This is a genomic window from Devosia sp., from assembly GCF_041917035.1.
GTDB lineage: Bacteria > Pseudomonadota > Alphaproteobacteria > Rhizobiales > Devosiaceae > Devosia_A.
The window spans coordinates 1-20,804 of record NZ_JAYRYM010000006.1; the positions used below are offsets into that span (position 1 = coordinate 1).

15 protein-coding genes are annotated in these 20,804 nt (G+C 69.3%); 9 read left to right on the forward strand and 6 right to left on the reverse strand.

Annotated elements, in window-relative coordinates; genetic code table 11:
• Positions 1-667 (reverse strand): alcohol dehydrogenase catalytic domain-containing protein (locus ACE3TU_RS01635; protein WP_374619357.1); only part of this gene is annotated, 667 nt, incomplete at its 3' end.
• A gap of 149 nt (positions 668-816) precedes the next feature.
• On the opposite strand from ACE3TU_RS01635, the gene ACE3TU_RS01640 reads away from it, so the two are divergent.
• Positions 817-1,863: a low specificity L-threonine aldolase gene (locus ACE3TU_RS01640; RefSeq protein WP_374619359.1), complete on the forward strand. Its 1,047-nt coding sequence runs from the start codon at positions 817-819 to the stop codon at positions 1,861-1,863.
• A 124-nt stretch (positions 1,864-1,987) separates the two neighbouring features.
• Positions 1,988-3,001, forward strand: a complete 1,014-nt coding sequence (locus tag ACE3TU_RS01645) for a lactonase family protein (protein WP_374619362.1) — start codon at positions 1,988-1,990, stop codon at positions 2,999-3,001.
• A 12-nt stretch (positions 3,002-3,013) separates the two neighbouring features.
• On the opposite strand, the gene ACE3TU_RS01650 is transcribed toward ACE3TU_RS01645, so the two are convergent.
• Positions 3,014-4,216 (reverse strand): MFS transporter, encoded by a 1,203-nt coding sequence (locus tag ACE3TU_RS01650; RefSeq protein ID WP_374619365.1) that lies wholly within the window; start codon positions 4,214-4,216, stop codon positions 3,014-3,016.
• A 209-nt stretch (positions 4,217-4,425) separates the two neighbouring features.
• Here ACE3TU_RS01650 and recQ point away from each other — a divergent pair, with 209 nt between their 5' ends.
• The 5 genes from recQ to hrpB all read left to right on the forward strand — a co-directional run bounded on the left by recQ (position 4,426) and on the right by hrpB (position 13,972).
• Complete coding sequence (recQ, locus tag ACE3TU_RS01655; protein WP_374619368.1) at positions 4,426-6,231, forward strand: DNA helicase RecQ; 1,806 nt, start codon at positions 4,426-4,428, stop codon at positions 6,229-6,231.
• Between the two features lie 65 nt (positions 6,232-6,296).
• On the forward strand, positions 6,297-7,535 hold the full coding sequence (locus ACE3TU_RS01660; protein WP_374619370.1) for an aminopeptidase: 1,239 nt from the start codon (positions 6,297-6,299) through the stop codon (positions 7,533-7,535).
• Between the two features lie 169 nt (positions 7,536-7,704).
• On the forward strand, positions 7,705-10,551 hold the full coding sequence (locus ACE3TU_RS01665; protein ID WP_374619373.1) for an EAL domain-containing protein: 2,847 nt from the start codon (positions 7,705-7,707) through the stop codon (positions 10,549-10,551).
• Between the two features lie 45 nt (positions 10,552-10,596).
• Positions 10,597-11,487, forward strand: coding sequence for a PAS domain-containing protein (locus ACE3TU_RS01670; protein ID WP_374619375.1), 891 nt, complete (start codon positions 10,597-10,599; stop codon positions 11,485-11,487).
• A 40-nt stretch (positions 11,488-11,527) separates the two neighbouring features.
• A complete protein-coding gene (hrpB, locus tag ACE3TU_RS01675; protein WP_374619378.1) occupies positions 11,528-13,972 on the forward strand; it encodes an ATP-dependent helicase HrpB in 2,445 nt (814 codons plus the stop codon).
• Here hrpB and ACE3TU_RS01680 read toward each other — a convergent pair whose 3' ends face one another.
• From ACE3TU_RS01680 to ACE3TU_RS01695, 4 genes are all read right to left on the reverse strand, one after another.
• The gene (locus ACE3TU_RS01680; protein WP_374619381.1) at positions 13,973-15,742 is read right to left on the reverse strand and encodes an adenylate/guanylate cyclase domain-containing protein; all 1,770 of its coding nucleotides are present in this window, start codon (positions 15,740-15,742) and stop codon (positions 13,973-13,975) included.
• Positions 15,743-15,821: 79 nt separating this feature from the next.
• Positions 15,822-16,232, reverse strand: coding sequence for a cupin domain-containing protein (locus ACE3TU_RS01685; RefSeq protein WP_374619384.1), 411 nt, complete (start codon positions 16,230-16,232; stop codon positions 15,822-15,824).
• Positions 16,233-16,339: 107 nt separating this feature from the next.
• On the reverse strand, positions 16,340-17,170 hold the full coding sequence (locus tag ACE3TU_RS01690) for a phosphoenolpyruvate hydrolase family protein (protein WP_374619386.1): 831 nt from the start codon (positions 17,168-17,170) through the stop codon (positions 16,340-16,342).
• 2 nt (positions 17,171-17,172) lie between these two features.
• Positions 17,173-18,363, reverse strand: a complete 1,191-nt coding sequence (locus ACE3TU_RS01695; protein WP_374619388.1) for a Tm-1-like ATP-binding domain-containing protein — start codon at positions 18,361-18,363, stop codon at positions 17,173-17,175.
• A 122-nt stretch (positions 18,364-18,485) separates the two neighbouring features.
• Between ACE3TU_RS01695 and ACE3TU_RS01700 the strand changes: the two genes are divergently transcribed.
• Entirely contained in the window at positions 18,486-19,157 is a 672-nt protein-coding gene (locus ACE3TU_RS01700; RefSeq protein ID WP_374619391.1) for a TetR/AcrR family transcriptional regulator, read from the forward strand.
• Between the two features lie 312 nt (positions 19,158-19,469).
• Complete coding sequence (locus tag ACE3TU_RS01705; protein ID WP_374619394.1) at positions 19,470-20,780, forward strand: ABC transporter substrate-binding protein; 1,311 nt, start codon at positions 19,470-19,472, stop codon at positions 20,778-20,780.
• Positions 20,781-20,804 lie beyond the last annotated feature (24 nt).

Here is a 20,804-nt window from a genome sequence, read left to right on the forward strand (position 1 = left end):
CGGTGCCGCGGATGGCGGCGAATGCGCTCCCCTCGGTCTCGGCGACCGAGAAGGTGCGGAAGCCGAGCGCGCGGGTGGCCTCGATCTTGTCCGGCGCCGCATCGACGACCGTCACGTCGGCCCCGGCAATGCGGGCGAAGAAGGCGACGCCGAGCCCGATCGGGCCGGAGCCGACGACGATGGCGCGGCTGCCCGATTTCAGCTCGGCGGTGCGCCGGATGGCGTGGGCGCCGATGGCGAGGAACTCGACCATGGCGGCGTCGCGCAGCGAGATGCCGTCGGCCCGGTAGAGGTTGCCGGCGGGCATGACGATCTCCTCGGTCATGCCGCCGGCGGCGTGGACGCCGATCACCTTGAGCGTCTCGCAGCAATTGGCGCGGTTCTCGCGGCAGGCGGGACAGGTGCCGCAGGTGAGGTAGGGGTTGACCACCACCGGATCGCCGATGGCGAAATCGCTGCCATTGGGATCGACGACGGTGCCGCTCAGCTCGTGACCGATGACGCGCGGATACTCGAAGTAGGGGAAGTTGCCTTCGAAGATGTGGTAGTCGGTGCCGCAGATGCCGATGTGGCGCACGGCGACGCGCACCCAGCCGGGCCGGAGCTCGGGGCGGTCGATGTCGATCAGCGCCAGTTGCTCGGGCGCGGTACAGGATATGGCTCGCATGGGTGGGGGTCTCCTGCGCCTGATCATAGCCGGCCGTGGATTCGGCGCTAGGGGGCAGCACGCGGCGGACCGACGCGGGCCTCCGGCCGGGCCTACTGCGATGCCCGGCCGCGTGCTAGGAGCGAGCCGCCAGAGAGCGGAGCGACAGGGTGAATTTTGCGAGCGACAACTGGGCCGGAGCGACGCCCGAAGTAATGGCGGCGCTGGGGCGCGCCAATGACGGGTTTGCCCCGGCCTATGGGAACGACGCACTGACGCAGCGGGTCACGGCCCGCTTCGCCGCGCTGTTCGAGCGCGAGGTGGAGGTGTGGTTCACCGCCACCGGCACCGCGTCGAACTCGCTGGGGCTCGCCGCGCTCAGCCGGCCGGGCGGACTGGTGCTGTGCTCGAGCGAGGCGCATATCACCACCGACGAGTGGGGAGCGACCGAATTCCAGTCGGGCGGCATGAAGCTGATCGCGCTGCCGCAGGTGGCCGGAAAACTGCAGCCCCAAGACGTGGTCGACGCCCTGGGCCGCTATCCCGCCGCAGGCAGGTTCGGCACGCCGGTGGCGCTGAGCCTCACCAACGCGACCGAACTGGGCACGGTCTATCGCCCCGCCGACATCGCGGCGCTGACCGCACCGGCGCGCGCCGCCGGGCTGGCGGTGCATCTCGACGGCGCCCGCTTCGGCAATGCGGTCGTCGCGACGGGGGCGAGCCCGGCCGACCTCACCTGGCGCAGCGGGGTGGACCTGATGAGCTTCGGCGGCACCAAGAACGGCTGCTGGGCGGCCGAGGCGATCGTGGTGTTTGCGCCCGACAGGATGCGCGACCTCGCGGCGCGGCGGCAGCGGGCGGGGCAGACCTTCTCCAAGGCGCGGTTCGTCGCGGCGCAGTTCGAGGCCTACCTGGACGACGGCAACTGGCTGCGCTGGGCGAGACACGCCAATGCGATGGCGGAGCGGCTCAGGGCCGGGCTCAGGGCATCGAACCGGGCGCGACTCGGCTGGGAGAGCGAGGCCAACGAGGTGTTCGCTGTGCTGCCCGGAACCAGCGTCGCGGCGATCCGGGCGGCCGGCGGATCGCTTCACGAGTGGCCCGCCGACTCGCTGCCGGTGGGGCAGCGGCCAGAAGCGGGGGAGACGCTCGTGCGGCTCGTGACCAGCTGGGCGAGTTCGGCGGACGAGGTCGGGCGACTGCTGTCGATGCTCTAGGCGAGGCGGGAGCCGGTCGGGCGCGGCCTGTCCCCGATGCGTCGGTCGTCGGGGCCGAAACCCATTGCGGGGTCGGCCGCAAGCGCTCTATGACATCGCCGGCCAAGCGAGGAGGCGCATCACCATGACCAGGCTCAATCTGCTGTCCGGTTCCTACACCGAGGGCGCGGGCGCCGGGCTCAAGCTGCTGAGCTTCGATACCGCCAGTGGCGCCTTCGAGCTGGTGTGCGCCTATGGCGGAACCCCGGACGTGTCCTGGATCGCGTTCTCGCCGAGTTCGCGCACCGCCTATGTCACCGACGAGATGGCCGCCAGGGTCGGCGCCTTCGCCCTTGCCGCCGATCTCGGCAGCGCCACGCCGCTCGGCTACCAGCCGACGGGCGCGAACTACCCCTGCTACATCCGCCTCAGCCCCAAGGGCAGCAAGCTCGCCGTGGCGAACTACGGCGATGATTCGGTGCCTGTCTTTGCCATCGACGGAGCGACCGGCGCGCTCAAGGCCGACCCGACGGTGCTGCGCGGCACGCAGCCGCACGAGTTGGGGCACGCCCACTGGACGCAGTGGTCGCCCGAGGGCGACCGGCTCTATGCCGTCGATCTCGGCCACAACGAGGTGCGCAGCTTCCCCTATGCCGGCGGCGCATTCACCGGCGGGCCGGAGACGGCCTATGCCATGCCGGCAGGGTCCGGCCCCCGGCATCTCGCCTTCCACCCCGGCGGCCGCTTCGCCTACCTGTGGACCGAGTACGCCAATCTCCTCACGGCGCTGAGGCGCGAGGCGGACGGCACGCTGACCCGCATCAATGCGCTTTCGGCGCTGCCGGAGGGGTTCTCGGGCACCTCCTACGGCGCCCACATCGCCGTCAACCCGGCGGGCGACACGGTCTATGTGTCGAACCGCGGCCACAACTCGATCGCGGTGTTCTCGATCGCCGGTGACGGCAGCATCGGCCTCAGGCAGATCGTCTCGTGCGGCGGCGACTGGCCGCGCTTCTTCATCCTGATCGGCACGCACCTCGTCGTCGCCAACCAGAAGTCCGACAGCCTCGTTAGCTTCGATGTCGCGGCCGACGGCACGCTGGCCCCGAACGGACGGGTGTTCGCGCTCGAAAAGCCGGTCTGCCTGCTGCCGATCTGACCGCGATGCCGGTCAGCGCACCTTGTGGTGCATCCGGGGCAGGAACACCGTCAGCAGGCCGGCGAGCGGCATGAACGAGCACAGCCAGTAGACGTACTCGATGCTGGTGACGTCGGCGAGCGCACCGAGCGCGGCAGCGGCGATGCCGCCCGCCCCGAAGGCGAAGCCGAAGAAGATGCCCGCGATCATCCCGACCCGGCCCGGCATCAGTTCCTGCGCGAACACCACGATGGCAGAAAAAGCCGACGAGAGGATCAACCCGATGACGACGGTCAGCACCACGGTCCAGGTGAGATCGGCATAGGGCAGCGCCAGGGTGAACGGCAGCACGCCCAGGATCGAGAACCAGATCACGAACTTGGCGCCGAAGCGATCGCCGATCGGGCCGCCGAGGAAGACGCCCAGCGCCGAGGCGCCGAGATAGACGAAGAGCAGCAGTTGCGCGTCCTGCACGCCGACCGAGAACTTGTCGATGAGGAAGAACGTATAGTAGCTCGACAGGCTCGCCATGTAGGCGTTCTTGGTCAGCGTGAGCACGGTGAGCACGATCAGCGCGACGGTGGTGGTACGCCGATCGAACAGCAGCGCCGTACTGGGCGGCGTGCGGCCGGCATTGGCCCGCCGGTGCTCGGCATACCAGCGCCCGACGCGCCACAACACGAAGATGCCGACGAGGGAGCCGAGCGCGAACAGGCTGACGCTCCACTGCCCGCGCGGCACGACGATGAAGGCGGCGAGCAGCGGCCCGAGCGCCGAACCGGCATTGCCGCCGACCTGGAACAGCGATTGCGCGAGGCCGTGCCGCCCGCCCGAGGCAAGCCGCGCCACCCGGCTCGACTCGGGGTGGAAGATCGCCGAGCCGAGCCCGACAAAGGCCGAACCGAGCAGCAGCAGCCAATAGCTGTTGGCAAAGCCCAGGATGACGAGGCCGACGAGGCTGGAGCCCATGCCGACGGGGAGCGAATAGGGCATCGGCCGCTTGTCGGTGTACATGCCGATGGCCGGCTGCAGCAGCGAGGCGGTGACCTGGAAGGTGAAGGTCAGCAGCCCGATCTGCACATAGTCGAGCCCGTAGTTCTGCTTGAGGATGGGGTAGATCGCCGACAGCAGCGACTGCATCACGTCGTTGACGAGGTGGCCGAAGCTGACCGCGAGGATGATCGAAAGGGTGGTGGTGGTCGCGGCGCTGCGCGCCGCCGTGCTGGCGTCGGTCAATTGGCGGTCCGGCAAATCGATGCAGCCGGAGCGAGGCCGGCGGGAGGATTGGCGCCAGTGGTAACATGTCAGCCCGCCGCCGTCCCGACTGATCGAGGTCAAAGCGTCTCCATCGCCGGCAATTTCGCCTCCCTGGCCTCGCCGACCGATCCCCCGAGGGGATCGCCGGCCCCCTTGACCGCATCCCGCATCTTCCGACTCTTGTCGCCATGCCTGAGTCGACCCCGCGCGATCCCCTCGACATCCTCCGCACCGTGTTCGGCCACCAGCACTTCCGCGGCCAGCAGGAGGACGTGGTGCGTCACGTCGCGGCCGGCGGCGACGCCGTGGTGCTGTTCCCGACCGGGGCGGGCAAATCGATGTGCTACCAGCTGCCGGCGCTGGCGCGGCCCGGCGTCGGCATCGTCGTGTCGCCGCTGATCGCGCTGATGCGCGACCAGGTGGAAGCGCTGCGGCAGGCCGGGGTCAATGCCGCGACGCTCAACTCCTCGATTTCGGGCGAGGACACGTCGCGCACCCTGCGCGAGCTGAAGGCGGGGAGCCTCGACCTGCTGTACGTCGCTCCGGAGCGCCTGGTGCTGCCCGGCTTCAAGGCGATGATGCAGGGGGTGCCGATCGCGCTCATCGCCATCGACGAAGCGCATTGCGTCAGCCAGTGGGGCCACGATTTCCGCCCCGAGTACCGGCAGCTGTCGAGCCTCGTCGAGGACTATCCGGGGGTGCCGCGCATCGCGCTGACCGCCACCGCCGACCCGGTGACGCGCGACGACATCATCGAGCGGCTGGGCCTCTCGGGGGCGCGCATCTTCACCTCGAGCTTCGACCGGCCCAATATCAGCTACTCGATCGTCGAGCGCGACAATGCGCGGGCACAGCTGAAGAGCTTCCTCGCGCGGCACAACGGCAGTTCCGGCATCGTCTACTGCCTCAGCCGCAACAAGGTCGACGACACCGCCGAGTGGCTCAACAAGCAGGGGATCCGGGCCCTGCCCTACCATGCCGGCATGTCGGGGGCCGAGCGCAGCGCCAACCAGGACGCCTTCCTCAAGGAAGAGGCACTCTGCCTCGTGGCGACGGTGGCGTTCGGCATGGGCATCGACAAGCCCGACGTGCGCTATGTCGCCCATCTCGACCTGCCCGCATCGATCGAGGCCTACTACCAGGAGACCGGACGCGCCGGTCGCGACGGCCTGCCGGCGGAGGCCTGGATGTGCTACGGCATGGCCGACGTGGCGCAGCGCTCGCGGATGATCGACGAGGGCAATGCCCCCGACGAGGTGAAGCGCGTCGAGCGGCTGAAGCTCAATGCGCTCTTGGCGCTGTGCGAGACCGCCGAGTGCCGGCGGAAAGCCATCCTCGCCCATTTCGGCGAGGCGCATGCCGGCCGGTGCGGCAATTGCGATACCTGCCTTGCGCCCGTCGCGACGTGGGACGGCACCGAGGCGGCCGTCAAGGCGCTGGCCGCCATCTACCGCACCGGCCAGCGCTTCGGGGCGGGGCATATCGTCGACGTGCTGGTGGGCAGGGTCACCGAGAAGGTCACCCAGTTCGGGCACGAGAGCCAGCCGGTCTTCGGCCAGGGCCGGGACCTCGACAGCCGCTCCTGGCAATCGGTGATCCGGCAGCTGACGGCCATGGGGCTGGTGATCGTCGACCACGCCTACGGCGCGCTGCAGCTCTCGGCCGAGGCCCGCCCGGTGTTCCGGGGCGAGCGGCGCATCACCCTGCGCCGCGACCGGCCGCGCAAGGCGACCGAGACCCGGCGGGCCCTGCAGAACGCGGTTCAGCTGCCCGGCCAAGCGCAGGCCCTGTTCGATGCGCTGAGGGCCGAGCGCGCCGCGATCGCCAAATCGCAGGGCGTCCCGCCCTATGTGGTGTTCCACGACACCACGCTGCGCGCCATGGCGCTCGAGAAGCCGCAGACCCTTGCCGAACTGGGGACGATTGCGGGCATCGGCGAAAGCAAGCTCAGGCGCTATGGCGCCGAGTTCCTCGCCGTGCTGCGCGCCGCCTGAGGGCTGGCTTCGAGGCACATCCCCGGCTACCACTGTCGCTCCCGATTACCCCAGAAAGTCACGCCATGGCCCTCCCCTCCATCGATCCCGTCAAACTCGACAAGCTCGCCGAGGTGGCGATCAAGGTCGGCCTGCAGCTCAAGGCGGGCCAGGACCTGGTGCTGACCGCCCCGATCGCCGCGCTGCCGCTGGTGCGCCGCATTGCCCACCATGCCTACAAGGCCGGCGCCGGCGTCGTGCAGCCGATCTTTTCGGACGAGGAGATCACCCTCGCGCGCTACCGCAACGCCCCCTCGGAGAGCTTCGACCGGGCGCCCGCCTGGCTGTTCGAGGGCATGGCGGCGGCGTTCTCGCGCAATGCCGCCCGCATGGCGATCTCCGGCGACAACCCGATGCTGCTCAGCAAGGAGGATCCCGACAAGGTCGCGCGGGCCAACCGCGCCACCTCGCTCGCCTACCGCCCGGCGCTCGAGAAGATCACCGGGTTCGACATCAACTGGAACATCGTCTCCTATCCCAACCCGAGCTGGGCCAGGCTGGTGTTCCCCGACGACGCCGAGGACGACGCCGTGCGCAAGCTCGCCGACGCGATCTTTGCGGCGAGCCGGGTGGATGTCGAGGACCCGATCGCGGCCTGGGCGGCGCACAATGCCCATCTCAAGGATCGCTGGACCTGGCTCAATGGGCATGCCTTCTCGGCCCTGCACTACACGGGTCCCGGGACCGACCTGACAATCGGGCTCGCCGACGGGCATCGCTGGAAGGGCGGGGCTTCGGAGGCCAAGAACGGCATCACCTGCAACCCCAACATCCCCACCGAGGAAGTGTTCACCACCCCGCACGCACAGCGCGTCGAGGGCTTCGTGCGTTCGACCAAGCCGCTCAGCCACCAGGGCACGCTGATCGAGAACATCGAGGTGCGCTTTGCCGCCGGGAGAATCGTCGAGGCGCGCGCCAGCAAGGGCGAGGCCGTGCTCAACAAGGTCCTCGACACCGACGAGGGGGCGCGGCGGCTCGGCGAGGTGGCGCTGGTGCCGCACTCCTCGCCGATCTCGAAGAGCGGTATCCTGTTCTACAACACGCTGTTCGACGAGAATGCGGCGAGCCACATCGCGCTCGGCCAGTGCTATGCCGACTGTTTCGTGGGCGGGACCAAGCTGACCCCCGACGAGATCGCGGCGCGCGGCGGCAACAAGAGCCTCATCCATATCGACTGGATGATCGGCTCGGACCAGATCGATATCGACGGCATCAAGTCGGATGGCACACGGGTGCCGGTGATGCGCCGTGGCGAGTGGGCCTGAGCCAAGCAAACCCGCAGAGGACCGCTCACCAACACTTAACCAAGCTCAAAGAACAAGTCGCGTCGCCGCGGCAGCATTGAACCGGCGACGCGGCAATTAACAGTTTCGCTGTGCCTGTTGCTTAGCATCACCTCTCGTCGAGGACGGTATGCCGAGCAAAGACCACCAAGTGCAGTCACCGCAAACGGGCGAACCGGGAGCAATCTCGGGGCTGGAGCTTTCGCCCGATACGTTGCGCCGCCTGCAGGAGACGGCCGGCATTTCCATCTGGATGTGGCGGCCCGAGCAGAACCGCGTCCACCATGCCATCACGGTGTCGGGGACCGAGCCGATTGCGCAGGGTCTGCCGCTCGAAGCGGTGCTGGAGCGGATTCGTCCGGCCGACCGCGCGCTGGTGAAGCGGCGACTGCGTGCCGTGGCGCGCCGGCGCAGCGTGTCGAGCTTCCAGTTCGGCATCGACATCCCCGGCCGCGCGTCGCGCGTCTACAGCGCGACCGCCTTTCCCGGCGACGACGCCCGGCCGTCGCAACTCGTCCAGATCATCGTGCAGGACGTGACCCGGGCCCGCCAGACCGACCAGGCGCTGCGCGAGAGCATCGACCACTACCGCACCGCGGTGGAACTGAACCCCGAGATCCCCTGGCTGGCGGCGCCCGACGGCACGATCATCGAAGTGGGCCCGCGCTGGCTGGACAGCGTCGGGCTGTCGCAGTCCGAGGCACTCGGCCGGGGCTGGCTGAGCGCATTGCATCCCGACGATGTGCCGGGGACCGTCGAGCTCTGGTCGCGCTGCCTCGAAACGGGCGAACCGGTCGACGTCGAGTATCGTGTCCGCGTCAAGTCGGGCGACTATCGCTGGATGCGCGCCCGCGCCGCGGCGCGACGCGACGCAGAGGGTCGGATCGTTCGCTGGTACGGCACGCTCGAGGACATCCACGACAGGCGGCAGGTCGAGGCCGCGCTCAGGGACAGCGAGGAGTTCGCCCGGTCGATCCTCGAGGCCAGCGCCGTGGCGATCGAGGTGCTCGATGACGCGGGGCGGCTGATCTTCATCAACGGCCCCGGCGTGCGGATCATGGAGGTGGACGATCCCGCCGCGGTCGTCGGCAGGCCCTTCGCCAGCTTCTGGCCGGAGGACGTCGCGCCGGTGGTCCAGGGCGCCATCCAGCTGGCGCTGCGCGGCGATGCGACGCGCCAGACCCTGTTCGGTCCGACCGCCAAGGGTTCGCCGCGCTGGTGGGACCTGTCGCTGTCGCCCATCCTCGATGGCGAAGGCCGGGTCAGGCGCGTCCTCGCCCTGTCGCGCGACGTGACCGAGGCCAAGCGCAACGAGGTGGAAGTCGGCGCCTCCGCGCGCCGGCTGGCCAATGTGCTCGAGAGCACTATGGACAGCGTCATCAGCGTCGATGCCGAGTGGCGCGTGACCTACATGAACCGGCGCGCCATGTCGGTGTTTCCGCAGAGCGGCGCCCCCTTCATCGGCCGAGACATCCGGGACCTGTTCGACCCGGTGGAGGCGGAGCCCTTCTTCGTGCGCTACCGGCAGGCCATGGCCGAGCAACGATCGATCGCCTTCGAGGACTACCTGCCGAGTGCCGGGGCCTGGTTCGAGGTTCAGGCCTATGGCAGCTCCGCCGGGCTGATCATCTTCTTCCGCGACGTCACGGAGCGGCGCCTCGCGCAGGAGCAGATTGCCCACCTCGCCCGCCACGACGCCCTCACCGGCCTGCCCAACCGGGTGCAGTTCCACGAACGGCTGGTGAGTGCGCTGCAGGAGTTGCGCGCCGGCGGGCACCTGGCGGTGTTCTCGCTCGACCTCGACGACTTCAAGCTGATCAACGACACGATGGGACACCGCGCCGGCGACGTACTGCTGACCCAGGTCGCCGATCGCCTGCGCCGCGCCGTCGGCGACAATTGCCTGGCCGCCCGGCTCGGTGGCGACGAGTTCGCCGTATTGCTGCGGGTCGACCGGCCCGAGCAGGCCGGCAGCGCGGCCCAGCAGTTGCTCGACGCGATCGCCGCGCCCTACGACCTCGAGGGCGAGGAGGTGGCGATCGGGGCCAGCATCGGCATCGCCATCGCGCCACGCGACGGACGCGGCTCGGATGCCATACTGCACTGCGCCGACCTGGCGCTCTACCGGGTGAAGGCCGACAAGGGCCGGGACTACCGCTTCTTCGAGCCGGAAATGGACCGGCAGCTGCGCGAGCGGCGCGAGATGAAGCGCGACCTGGCGCTGGCCCTGTCGCGGCACGAACTGCACCTCGTCTACCAGCCGCAGATCGAGATCGGCAGCAACCGGCTGACCGGCTTCGAGGCCCTGCTGCGCTGGGACTCGCCGTCGCGCGGACCGGTCGCCCCCTCGGTGTTCATCCCGCTGGCCGAGGAATCCGGACTGATCGAGGATATCGGCGCCTACGTGCTCGAACAGGCCTGCCGGGAGGCCGCGCGCTGGCCCGGCGAGCTGTCGGTCGCCGTCAACCTGTCGCCGGCCCAGTTCCGCTCCAAGGCGGTCCGCGGCGCGGTCAACACGGCGCTGGAGCGCAGCGGACTGGCGCCGGCGCGGCTCGAACTGGAGATCACCGAGTCGGTGCTGCTCGACGACAGCACGGGCGCCATCGACGAACTGCGGGCCCTGCACCAGGCGGGTGTCCGGGTGGCGCTCGACGATTTCGGCACCGGCTACTCCTCGCTGAGCTACCTGCGGCGGTTTCCCTTCGACAAGATCAAGATCGACCGTTCGTTCGTCGCCGACCTGCCGCAGGCGGCCGACTCCGTCGCCATCGTGCGGGCCATCATCGGGCTCGGCCGCTCGATCGGTTCGCGCGTCACGGCAGAGGGCGTCGAAACCTTCGAGCAGCTGATGTTCCTTGCCACCGAGGGGTGCAACGAGGCGCAGGGGTACCTCTTCAGCCAGCCGCTGCCGGCGCGGCAGGCGCGTGCGCTCGCCCAGACGCGCGGTGGCCTCGTGGCGCAGCCGATGCAGTCGAGCCGCCAGCGAACGATTGGTTAACCGAACAGGCCTTAGCGTTCGTCACCCGAATTTGATGACGTTGCCATGTTCGCCAAGCAGCTGATCGCCACCGCATCGGACTCGTTCGCCTTGGTCGAACCGGACCCCTCGATCGTCGAGGCGGACCGCGCCCTGCAGCTGTACGAGCAGCAATCCGGCTACGGCCAGTGGAAGGTGGTGTTCCCGGGCAGCGTCATCCTGTCCGACAAGGTCGCGCAGCTGCTCGGCCTGCCGCTCGGCGGCGAGGCATTGCCGCTGCAGGACATGGTCAAGGCCTATCATCCGGAGGATCGCGGCAAGCTGCTGACGCTGATCGCCCAGTCGCTCGAGGGTCGGCGCGGCTTCCACTGCCGGCTGCGCGTCGGTCGCGCCGACGGACCGGTGCGGATGGTGGAGACCATCGCCGATCTCAGAGTTCGCAACGGCAAGGTGACCGAACTGTTCGGCGCCAGCCGCGATGTGACCGCCGACGTGGAACGCGACCTGCAGCTGCAGGGCCGGCTGCGGATCATCCAGGACCTCGTCGCCGACATGCCCTCCCCCGTCGCCATCGTCGACGACAAGCTCCGGATCGTCGACTGCTCGGTGATGTGGCTCAAGGCGCACCGCTTCGTCGAACGACGCGAAGTGGTGGGCAAGACGCTGGCGCAGGTGTTCCCGGACCTGCCGGCCGAGTGCCGGGAAGAGTACGAGCGGGCGCTGAAGGGACAGACCGTCAAGACCAAGCGCAACTACATCAGCCCGTCGAGCAACGCCCCGGTCGCCTTCAATACGGTGATGGTTCCGTGGTTCGTGGCGGACCGCAAGGTGGGCGGCTTCACCATCGTCATCGGCTGGTCGGAGGTCGCGGTGAGCAAGGCCGGCGCGCCACCCGAACCCGTCGCCGACGAGAATTTCGACGGCTCGCTGCTCGACATGCTGAAGACCGTCATCTGACCGGCTTGCCGACGCGCCCGTTCTGGCCGATGTAGCGGCCATGACGCCGATTTCGCTGCCCATCGACGAGGCCCTGCCGGCGCTCCATCAGGCGCTGGCGGCGCACCGCTCCGCCGTGCTCGTCGCCCCGCCCGGGGCCGGCAAGACTACCCGCGTGCCGCTCAGCCTGCTGGCCGCGCCCTGGCGCGGGGACGGCCGCATCGTCATGCTCGAACCGCGCCGGCTGGCGGCACGGGCCGCGGCGCGCCGGATGGCACACAGCCTCGGCGAGGAGGTGGGGGCGACGGTCGGCTACCGGGTGCGGCTCGACGCGCGGGTTTCGGCGCGCACCCGCATCGAGGTGGTGACGGAGGGCGTGTTCACCCGCATGCTGCTCGACGATCCCGAACTCAGCGGCATTGCCGCGGTGCTGTTCGACGAGTTCCACGAGCGCAGCCTCGACGCCGACCTGGGACTGGCGCTCGCCCTCGACGCGGCGGCGCTGCGGGACGACCTGCGGCTTGTCGTCATGTCGGCGACCATCGACGGGGCACGGGTCGGCGCCCTGATGGGCGACGCGCCGCTGATCGAGAGCGCCGGACGCGCCTTTCCGGTCGAAACCCGCCATCGCGATCCGGACCCGGCGCTGCGGCTCGAGGACCAGGTGGTGGCGGCGACGCTGGAGGCGCTGCGCAGCGAGCCCGGTTCGCTGCTGGTGTTCCTGCCCGGGCAGGCCGAGATCACGCGCGTGGCCGAACGGCTCGAGGGGCGGGTGGGCGGCGACACCGACATCGCCCCGCTGTTCGGACAGCTGTCGCCCGAGGCGCAGGATCGCGCCGTGCTGCCGGCCGCGGCGGGTCGCCGAAAGGTGGTGTTGGCGACCTCGATCGCGGAGACCTCGCTGACCATCGAGGGCGTCCGTGTGGTGATCGATTCGGGGTACCGCCGGGTCCCTGCCTACGAGCCGGGGACCGGACTCACGGTGCTGGAAACCCGGCGGGTTTCCCGGGCGGCGGCCGACCAGCGCCGCGGTCGCGCCGGCCGCACGGCGCCGGGCGTCTGCTACCGGCTGTGGAACGAGGGGCAGAACGCGGCCCTTGCGCCGTTCGATACCCCGGAGATCCTCGCGGCCGACCTCGCCGGCCTCGTCCTCGATCTCGCCGGCTGGGGCGTCACCGATCCGGGACAGCTGCGCTTTCTCGACCCGCCGCCGGCACCGGCCTGGTCCGAGGCGGTGGGCCTGCTCAAGGGACTGGGGGCGCTCGACGCCGCCCTGCGCCTCACGGCGGAGGGCAAGGCGCTGTCGCGCCTGCCGCTGCATCCGCGGCTCGCGCACATGGTGCACGCCGCGGCGACAGAGGATGAGGCCCGCACGGCCGCCGAGATCGCGGTGCTTCTCACCGAACGGGGGCTCGGCGGCGAGGATATCGACATCGGCCAGCGGCTCGAGCGGTTCCGCCGCGATCGCGGCCGGCGCGCCGAGGAGGCGCGCGGACTGGCCCGCCGCTGGGCCGGCCTGGTCGGCAATACCGGCACCGGCGGCGGCGTCGGTCGCCACCTCGCCCGCGCCTATCCCGACCGGGTGGCGCAAGCGGCCGGCGCGAGGGGCCGGTTCCGGCTCGCCAACGGCCGCGGCGCCAGCCTCGAGGAGACCGAGGCCCTCGCCGCGGTACCGTACCTGGTGGTGGCCGAGCTGACCGGCGCCGCAGCGACCGGCCGTATCCGCGCCGCCGCACCGATCGGGCGCGACGAGATCGAGGAGCTGTTCGGGGCCGAGATCGTCGAGGATGTGGCACAGACCTTCGAGCGCGGCTCGAAATCGGTGCGGGCGCGCCGGGTGCGACGCCTGGGTTCGCTGCGCCTCGACGAGGCGCCGATGGCGGTGCCGGACCCGGTCGCGGCGGCCGAACTGCTGGCGCGCGGCATCGCGGAGACCGGCCTCGGACAATTGCCGTGGAGTCGCGAGCAGCTGGCGCTGCGCGCCCGCTCATCCTACCTCAGGGCGACGATCGGCGCGGACTGGCCGGACCTGTCCGACGCGGGACTGGCCGCAGATATCGGCTGGCTCGCTTCAGCGCTCGTCGGCCGCACGGCGCTGGCCGAGATCAGTCCCGACGACCTGGGAAACGCGCTCGAGCCGCTGCTGCCCTGGTCGCGCCGGCAGGAGATCGAGCGGCTGCTGCCCAGCCATTTCGATGCCCCTTCGGGCTCGCGGCTGCCGATCGACTATGCGGCCGAGAACGGTCCGGCGCTCGAAGTGCGCGTGCAGGAACTGTTCGGGCTCGATCGGCATCCGGCCGTCGCCGGCGGACGGGTGCCGCTGCTGCTCGTGCTGCTTTCGCCGGCGCATCGGCCGATCCAGACGACGCGCGACCTGCCCGGCTTCTGGCGCGGCAGCTGGAAGGACGTGGCCAAGGATCTCAGGGGCCGCTATCCGCGCCACTTCTGGCCGGACGATCCGCTCAATGCCGCCGCCACCGCACGCGCCAAGCCGCGGGGGACCTGATCAGGCTTCCTCGAGGCCGGCGAGGCGCAGACCGTCGAGCACGGCCGACAGCCGCCCGGGCAGCTTCTGCGGCTGCCCTGCCCAGATGCGTGCGATGCTGGTCTCGGGCGCCAGGCGCTTGAGCGCCTCGACGTGGCGGCGCGCCTCGTCGAGGCGCCCCAGATGGGCGTTGGCCGCGGCGAGCATCCAGTAGGTGCAGACATAGCTGGGGTTGGACGAGATGGAGCGCTTGGCCCAGGCGATGGCCCTCTCATGGTCGCCGCGGATCAGATGGGCATGCGCGATGGCCGTCAGCGGCCAGTGCGCCCCGTCGACGGCCGGACTCAGCCGGATGGCGTGCTCGCTGCAGGCGATGGCCTCGTCGAGATCGCCCAGGTGCAGCTGCGCGATGCCGGCGAACATCATGACGCTGAGGTTGTTGGGATTGAGCGTCACCGCGCGCCGGCTGAGTTCCAGCCCGCGATCATAGTCCTTGAGGTTGTGGATCAGCATCATGGCGGCGAGGCTGAGGACCACCGCATCGTCGCGCGCATGGGCCAGGGCCTGCTCGACCAGGGCAATGCCGCGCTGGTGGTCCTCGGCGCCGATCGCCGGCCAGCCCTGGGCGGAGCGGTGCAGCAGCGCGTTGCCGGCATAGACCAGGTAGGTGGGATTGTGCGGCTCGAACTCGATCGCGCGCAGCAGCAGGGCAATGGCCTCGGCATTGGCCGCCTCGGTCTGCGACAGGTGCATCGGCAGGGCGCGCAGGTAGAGATCGTAGGCCTCGATGCTGTCCGGCCGCTCGCGGCGCGAACGCTCGATCTCGGCCCAGCGGATGGTCGGCTCGACCAGCGAAGCGACGGTGCCGGTGATCCGATCCTGAAAATCGAACACGTCCTCGAGCGTGCCGTCGAACTTGTCGGCCCACAGATGCGCGCCGGTCGCGGCATCGATCAGCTGCGCGGTGATGCGAAGCCGGGTGCCGGCGCGGCGGACGCTGCCTTCGAGCAGGTAGCGCACGCCCAGCTCGCGCGCCACCTCGCGCACGTCCACCGCCCGCCCCTTGTAGACGAAGCTCGAGTTGCGGGCGATGACGGCGAAATCCTTGAAGCGGCTGAGGGCGGTGATGATGTCCTCCACCACGCCGTCGGCGAAGTACTCCTGCTCGCTGTCGCCACCCATGTTGTCGAACGGCAGGACGGCGACCGAGGGCCGCCGCGGCTCCACCGCCACCCCGTCCGGCAGGCGCGCCCGGCGCGCGCGGGCCTCGGCCGGGGACACCTCGAAGACCCGGACCGGACGGGCGATGTTCTTGAGCTTGCGCTCCCCCAGATCGCGGAACGTCGCCCTGGTGCGGTCGCGGACCTCGTCATAGACCTTGCCCGAAACGCAGATCTCGCCCGGCTCGGCGATGGTCTGCAGGCGGGCCGCGACGTTGATGCCGTCGCCGTAGATCTGCTCCTCGTCGTGCACCACATCGCCCTGGTTGATGCCGACGCGGAACATCATGCGCCGGCCTTCGGGGACGGAGGCATTGCGGGCCGCCATCGTTGACTGCATGGCGAGGCCGGCCTCGAGCGCGGCGACCGAACTGGCGAACTCGGCCACCAGCCCGTCGCCGGCGATGTTCACGACGCGCCCGCCATGCCGGGTCAGCACGTCGATCACGGCCGCCTGGTGGCCCTTGAGCGCCGCGACGGTGCCGGCCTCGTCGGCACCGACGAGCGCGCTGTAGCCCGCAATGTCGGCGCACAGCACGGCGGCCAGGCGTCGCGACAGAATCTGTTCCATGCCCGCTACCGAGCCGGCCTCCATACCCGAGGCGCAAGGGTAAAGTGCGCCAGCCTCGTGTGGAAGCGGAAAGGCGCGCTCACTGCCCCCGGGGAATGATCCGGAAATCGGGCAGATCGCGCAGCACCCGCTCCGGTCCGGCGGGCGAATAGACGACGAAGAGCTGCATCGGGGCGGAGCCGGTATTGAGCGTCGAGTGGAAGCGGCTCTCCGGCACGAACACGGTGCAGCCCGGCCCGACCTTGCGGACTTCGGGGGTGCCGTCCGGCGTCTCCACCATCTGCTCACCCTCGCCGGAGATGACGAAGATGATCTCCTCGGCGCCGGGGTGATTGTGCCGCGCGTGACCCTGGCCCGGCGGCAGGTCGACGACGCCGCCGGAGAACTTCTGCGCGCCGTTGACCTCCGGGGCGACGGTCAGCGCCAGGCGGCCCCAGTCGAAGCCGAAGGCGTCGACGTCGCGCGGATAGACGAAGTTGTTCTCGGTCATGTGTGTCCTCCGGGAGAATGGTCAATGGTGAATGGTCAATGGTGAATGGTGGAAGGTGGATGGCAGGAGGGGTGCTGCACTCCCATTCACCATTCACCATTGACCATTCACCTCTTCAGCCCCTTGAAGCTCTCCACCTGTGCCTTGATCGCCACTTCGACCGGCAGCCGCTCCATGGAACTGGCGCCGTAGAAGCCGTGGCAGCCCTGCACCCGATCGAGGATGAAGCGCGCATCCTCCGGCATGGCGATCGGGCCGCCGTGGCAGAGGACGATCACGTCGTCGCGCACCGCCCGCGCGGCCGCCGCGATGGCCTCGATCTCGCCGGCGCAGGCGTCGAGCGACTTGGCCGCGCGGGCGCCGATGGCGCCGCCGGTGGTCACGCCCATGTGGGCGACGATGATGTCGGCGCCGGCCCGCGTCATCGCCGCGGCCTCATCGGGGTTGAACACGTAGGGCGTGGTGAGCAGGTCCTGCCGGTGGGCCTCGGCGATCATGTCGACCTCGAGGCCGTAGCCCATGCCGGTTTCCTCAAAGCTCACCCGCATGACGCCGTCGAACAGCCCGATGGTGGGAAAGTTCTGCACGCCGGAAAACCCCATCGCCTTCAGTTCGGCGAGGAATTGCGGCATCAACACGAACGGGTCGGTGCCGTTGACCCCGGCGAGGACCGGGGTTCGCCTGACCACCGGCAATACCTCGAGCGCCATCTGCCTGACGATCTCGTTGGCATTGCCATAGGCGAGCAGGCCTGCCGCAGAGCCGCGCCCGGCCATGCGATAGCGTCCGGAATTGTAGATGATGATCAGGTCGATCCCGCCCGCCTCCTCCGCCTTGGCGGAGATGCCGGTGCCGGCGCCGCCGCCGACGATCGGCACGCCGCGCGCCACCATGTCGCGGAATTTCCTGAGGATTTCGGCGCGCGCGATGGCAGCCATGCTCACTCCTGTGCGGTGATGTCGCGAAAGGCGGCCACTGCGGCGGCCGCGAAGGCGGGGTCGTTGATGTGGTGCGGCAGCCGGATCAGCCGGCGCCGCGCGGTCCATTGCACGGTGGTCTCGATCGCTTCGAACAGGGCCCGATCGGCCTCGGGGTCCCAGAATGCCCCGCCCGCGATGTCGAGCGCCGAGACTCCCTTCTCCGGAAGCAGCACGCGTACCGGCCCCTCGCAGAGATTGAGCTTGCCGCCGATCCACTCGCCGATCGCCCGGTTTTCCTCGGGGGTCGTCCGCATCAGCGTCACATTGGCATTGTGCTGGTAGAACAGCCGTCCGGCGAAGCGCTCGGGCACGGTGTCGCGGGCCCAGAAGTTGATCATGTCGCAGGCCCCGACCGAGCCGACATAGGGGACGCCGGTTCGGGCGATGCAGTCGAGCCGCTCCGGCCCGGCCGGCAGCACGCCGCCGAAGAGGTAGTCGGCGACCTCGGTGGTGGTGATGTCGATGACGCCGCCGAGAAGGCCGGAATCGACCAGCATCTCCATGGTCCGGCCGCCGGTCCCGGTGGCGTGGAAGACGACCGGCTCCACCGCCGCGCCGAGTTGCTCGACGATCTGCGTCACTGCCGCGGTGGTCACGCCGAACATGGTGAGGCCGATCGCCGGCCGTCCGGTCGCGATGGCGGGGGGGTGAGCGCTCATGGCGGTGATCGCCTGCGCGGCGTTCTCGAGGATCACCCGGCTGATGCGGTTGAGCCCGGCCATGTCGGTGATCGAGGGCATCATGACGATGTCGGACAGCCCGACATAGGGCGCGACATCTCCCGAGGCGAGGGTGGACACCATCAGCTTGGGCAGGCCGATCGGCAGCCTGCGCATGCCGGCGGTGACGATCGAGGTGCCACCGCCGCCGCCGATGCCGATCATTCCGGCGACGTCGTCGCGACTGGCGGCGAAGGCGGCAAAGGCCTCGGCCATGGCGGCGACCGCGGTGCCGCGGTCGGTGCCGGAGCGCAGGCCGGACCGGCCGAATGCGGCCACCTCGTCCGCCGACACGTCAACCGATGCGGCGGGCTCGCGGATGCCGACGTCGACGATCCACGGCGTGCCGCCGGCGGCGCGAATCCGCGCGGCGAGAAACGACAGTTCCTCACCCTTGGTGTCGGCGGTGCCGACAACATAGATGCGCCGCATCCCGTCCTCCCGCGCCCTTGTCCGGCGGCTCGTCGCCGCCGCCCGGGCGCCTCCCTCGCGACCATCAAAGCAGAGCAAGGCCGTCGTTGCAAAGCATTTTGAGATGTGCGTATCATTTCGATATGGAAGTCTCAGAACCAAGTGCAGGGGCGACGGGGGCGGAGCCGCGGGGGGCGCGGGCGCGAACCCGCAAGCTCATGCTGGAAACCGCCATAGCGCTGATGCAGCGCGGCGAAACACCATCCGTCAGCGCCGTGGCGGAGGCAGCGGAGGTGTCCCGCGCCACCGCCTACCGCTACTTTCCCAGCCAGGCCGCGCTGGTGCAGGCCGTGGTCGACGAGGGCCTCGGGCCGATCCTCGACTGGTCGTCGAGCAGTGCGGATGCGGAAGCGCGGGTGCTGGACCTGTTTGCCTTGTCGATGCCGCGCATCCTCGAGTTCGAGGCCACCTTCAAGGCCGCGCTCAAGCTCTCGCTCGAGCAGTGGGCGCAACGCCAGGCCGGAACGCTGGGGACCGAGCCGCCGTTCAAGCGCGGGCATCGCGTCGACCTGCTGCAGAAGGCGATCGCCCCGCTGCGCGGAAGCCTCGGCGAGTTCGGCTACCAGCGGCTGGCCAAGGCATTGTCGCTGGTCTACGGGCTCGAGGTGCTGATCGTGCTGAAGGACCTGTGGGGACTGGAGTTCGACGAGATGCGCGATGTCGCCAACTGGACGGCATCGGCGCTGGTGAGGACGGCGATCGCCGAGTCCGCGGGCGGGAAACAAGCGGGAAACGAGGCCGCCCTGGCGACTTAGAACTTCTCGAAATGCTAGCATGTTAGCTTGACGGCAAGTGGCAAAACGGTGAATTTAGCGTGACGTACGCAAGTCACGACGGAGAACAAAGGACGCGACGGGCGCCGACTGGGCGCCGCTTCGACAGCTGCGGTCCCCGCCAGGGATCGACGTCGGAAGAGGGGGAGCGGCCCCCGCGTTGCGAGGAACGCGCCGGTCATGGGCTGAGGGGCTCGCGTCCGGTTTGCTGCTGAAATGCCCCCGGCACGGAGGAGGGGCTTCGGCCGGTTCCATGGGAACCGGTTGTGTCGAAGCGCTAGAGGGAGGACCACAATGCGCACTGTCACCAAGGGCATACTGGCCGGCATGGGCCTGATGCTGGCGTCGAGCACGTCCGTGCTCGCGCAGGAACTGACCATCTTCTGGGCCGAATGGGATCCGGCCAACTACCTGCAGGAACTGGTGAACGAGTACGAGGCCGAGACCGGCGTCAAGGTCACGGTGGAGACCACCCCGTGGGGTGACTTCCAGACCAAGGCCTTCACCGAGTTCAACGCCCAGGGCTCGGCCTACGACATGATCGTCGGCGACAGCCAGTGGCTGGGCGCCGCCTCGACCGCCGGCCACTATGTCGATCTCACCGACTTCGTGAACGAGAACAAGGTGCTGGACCTGATGGCTCCGGCGACCATGAAGTTCTATTCCGAGTATCCGGGCAATTCCGGCAAGTACTGGTCGATCCCCGCCGAGGGCGACGCGGTCGGCTGGGCCTACCGCAAGGACTGGTTCGAAGATCCGACCGAGATGGCCAACTTCAAGGCCAAGTACGGCTACGACCTGGCGCCGCCGGCCAACTGGCAGCAGCTGACCGACATCGCCGAGTTCTTCCACCGTCCGGACCAGAACCGCTACGGCGTGGCGATCTACACCGACAACTCCTACGACGCCATGGCCATGGGCTTCGAGAACGCCCTGTTCTCCTATGGCGGCGAACTGGGCGACATGGCGACCTACAAGGTCGAGGGCATCATCAACGGGCCCAAGGCCGTCGCCGCGCTCGACGCCTACAAGAAGCTCTACAGCTTCACGCCTCCGGGCTGGGCCAAGACCTTCTTCGTCGAGAACAACCAGGCCATCACCGAGAATCTCGCGGCGATGTCGATGAACTACTTCGCCTTCTTCCCGGCGCTGATCAACGAGGCCTCGAACCCGAATGCCGCCGGCACGGGCTTCTTCGCCAACCCGGCAGGCCCGGATGGCGACCAGTACGCGGCGCTCGGCGGCCAGGGTATCTCGATCGTCTCGTACAGCCAGAACAAGGAAGAGGCGTTCAAGTTCCTGCAGTGGTTCATCAAGGACGAGACCCAGAAGCGTTGGGCCGACCTGGGTGGCTACACCTGCTCGGCGGCAGTGCTTGAATCGGCCGAGTTCCGCAACGCCACCCCGTACAACGAGGCCTTCTACCAGACCATGTTCAAGGTGAAGGACTTCTGGGCGGTGCCGGAATATGCCGAACTGCTGACCCAGTTGAACCAGCGCATCTACCCGGCGATCGTGGCCGGCGAGGGCACCTCTCAGGAGACGCTCGACGCGCTGGCTGCCGACTGGAAGGCGACGTTCGCCAAGTATGGCCGCGGCATGTAGCTGAAACGCGTGCCGGGGCCGCAG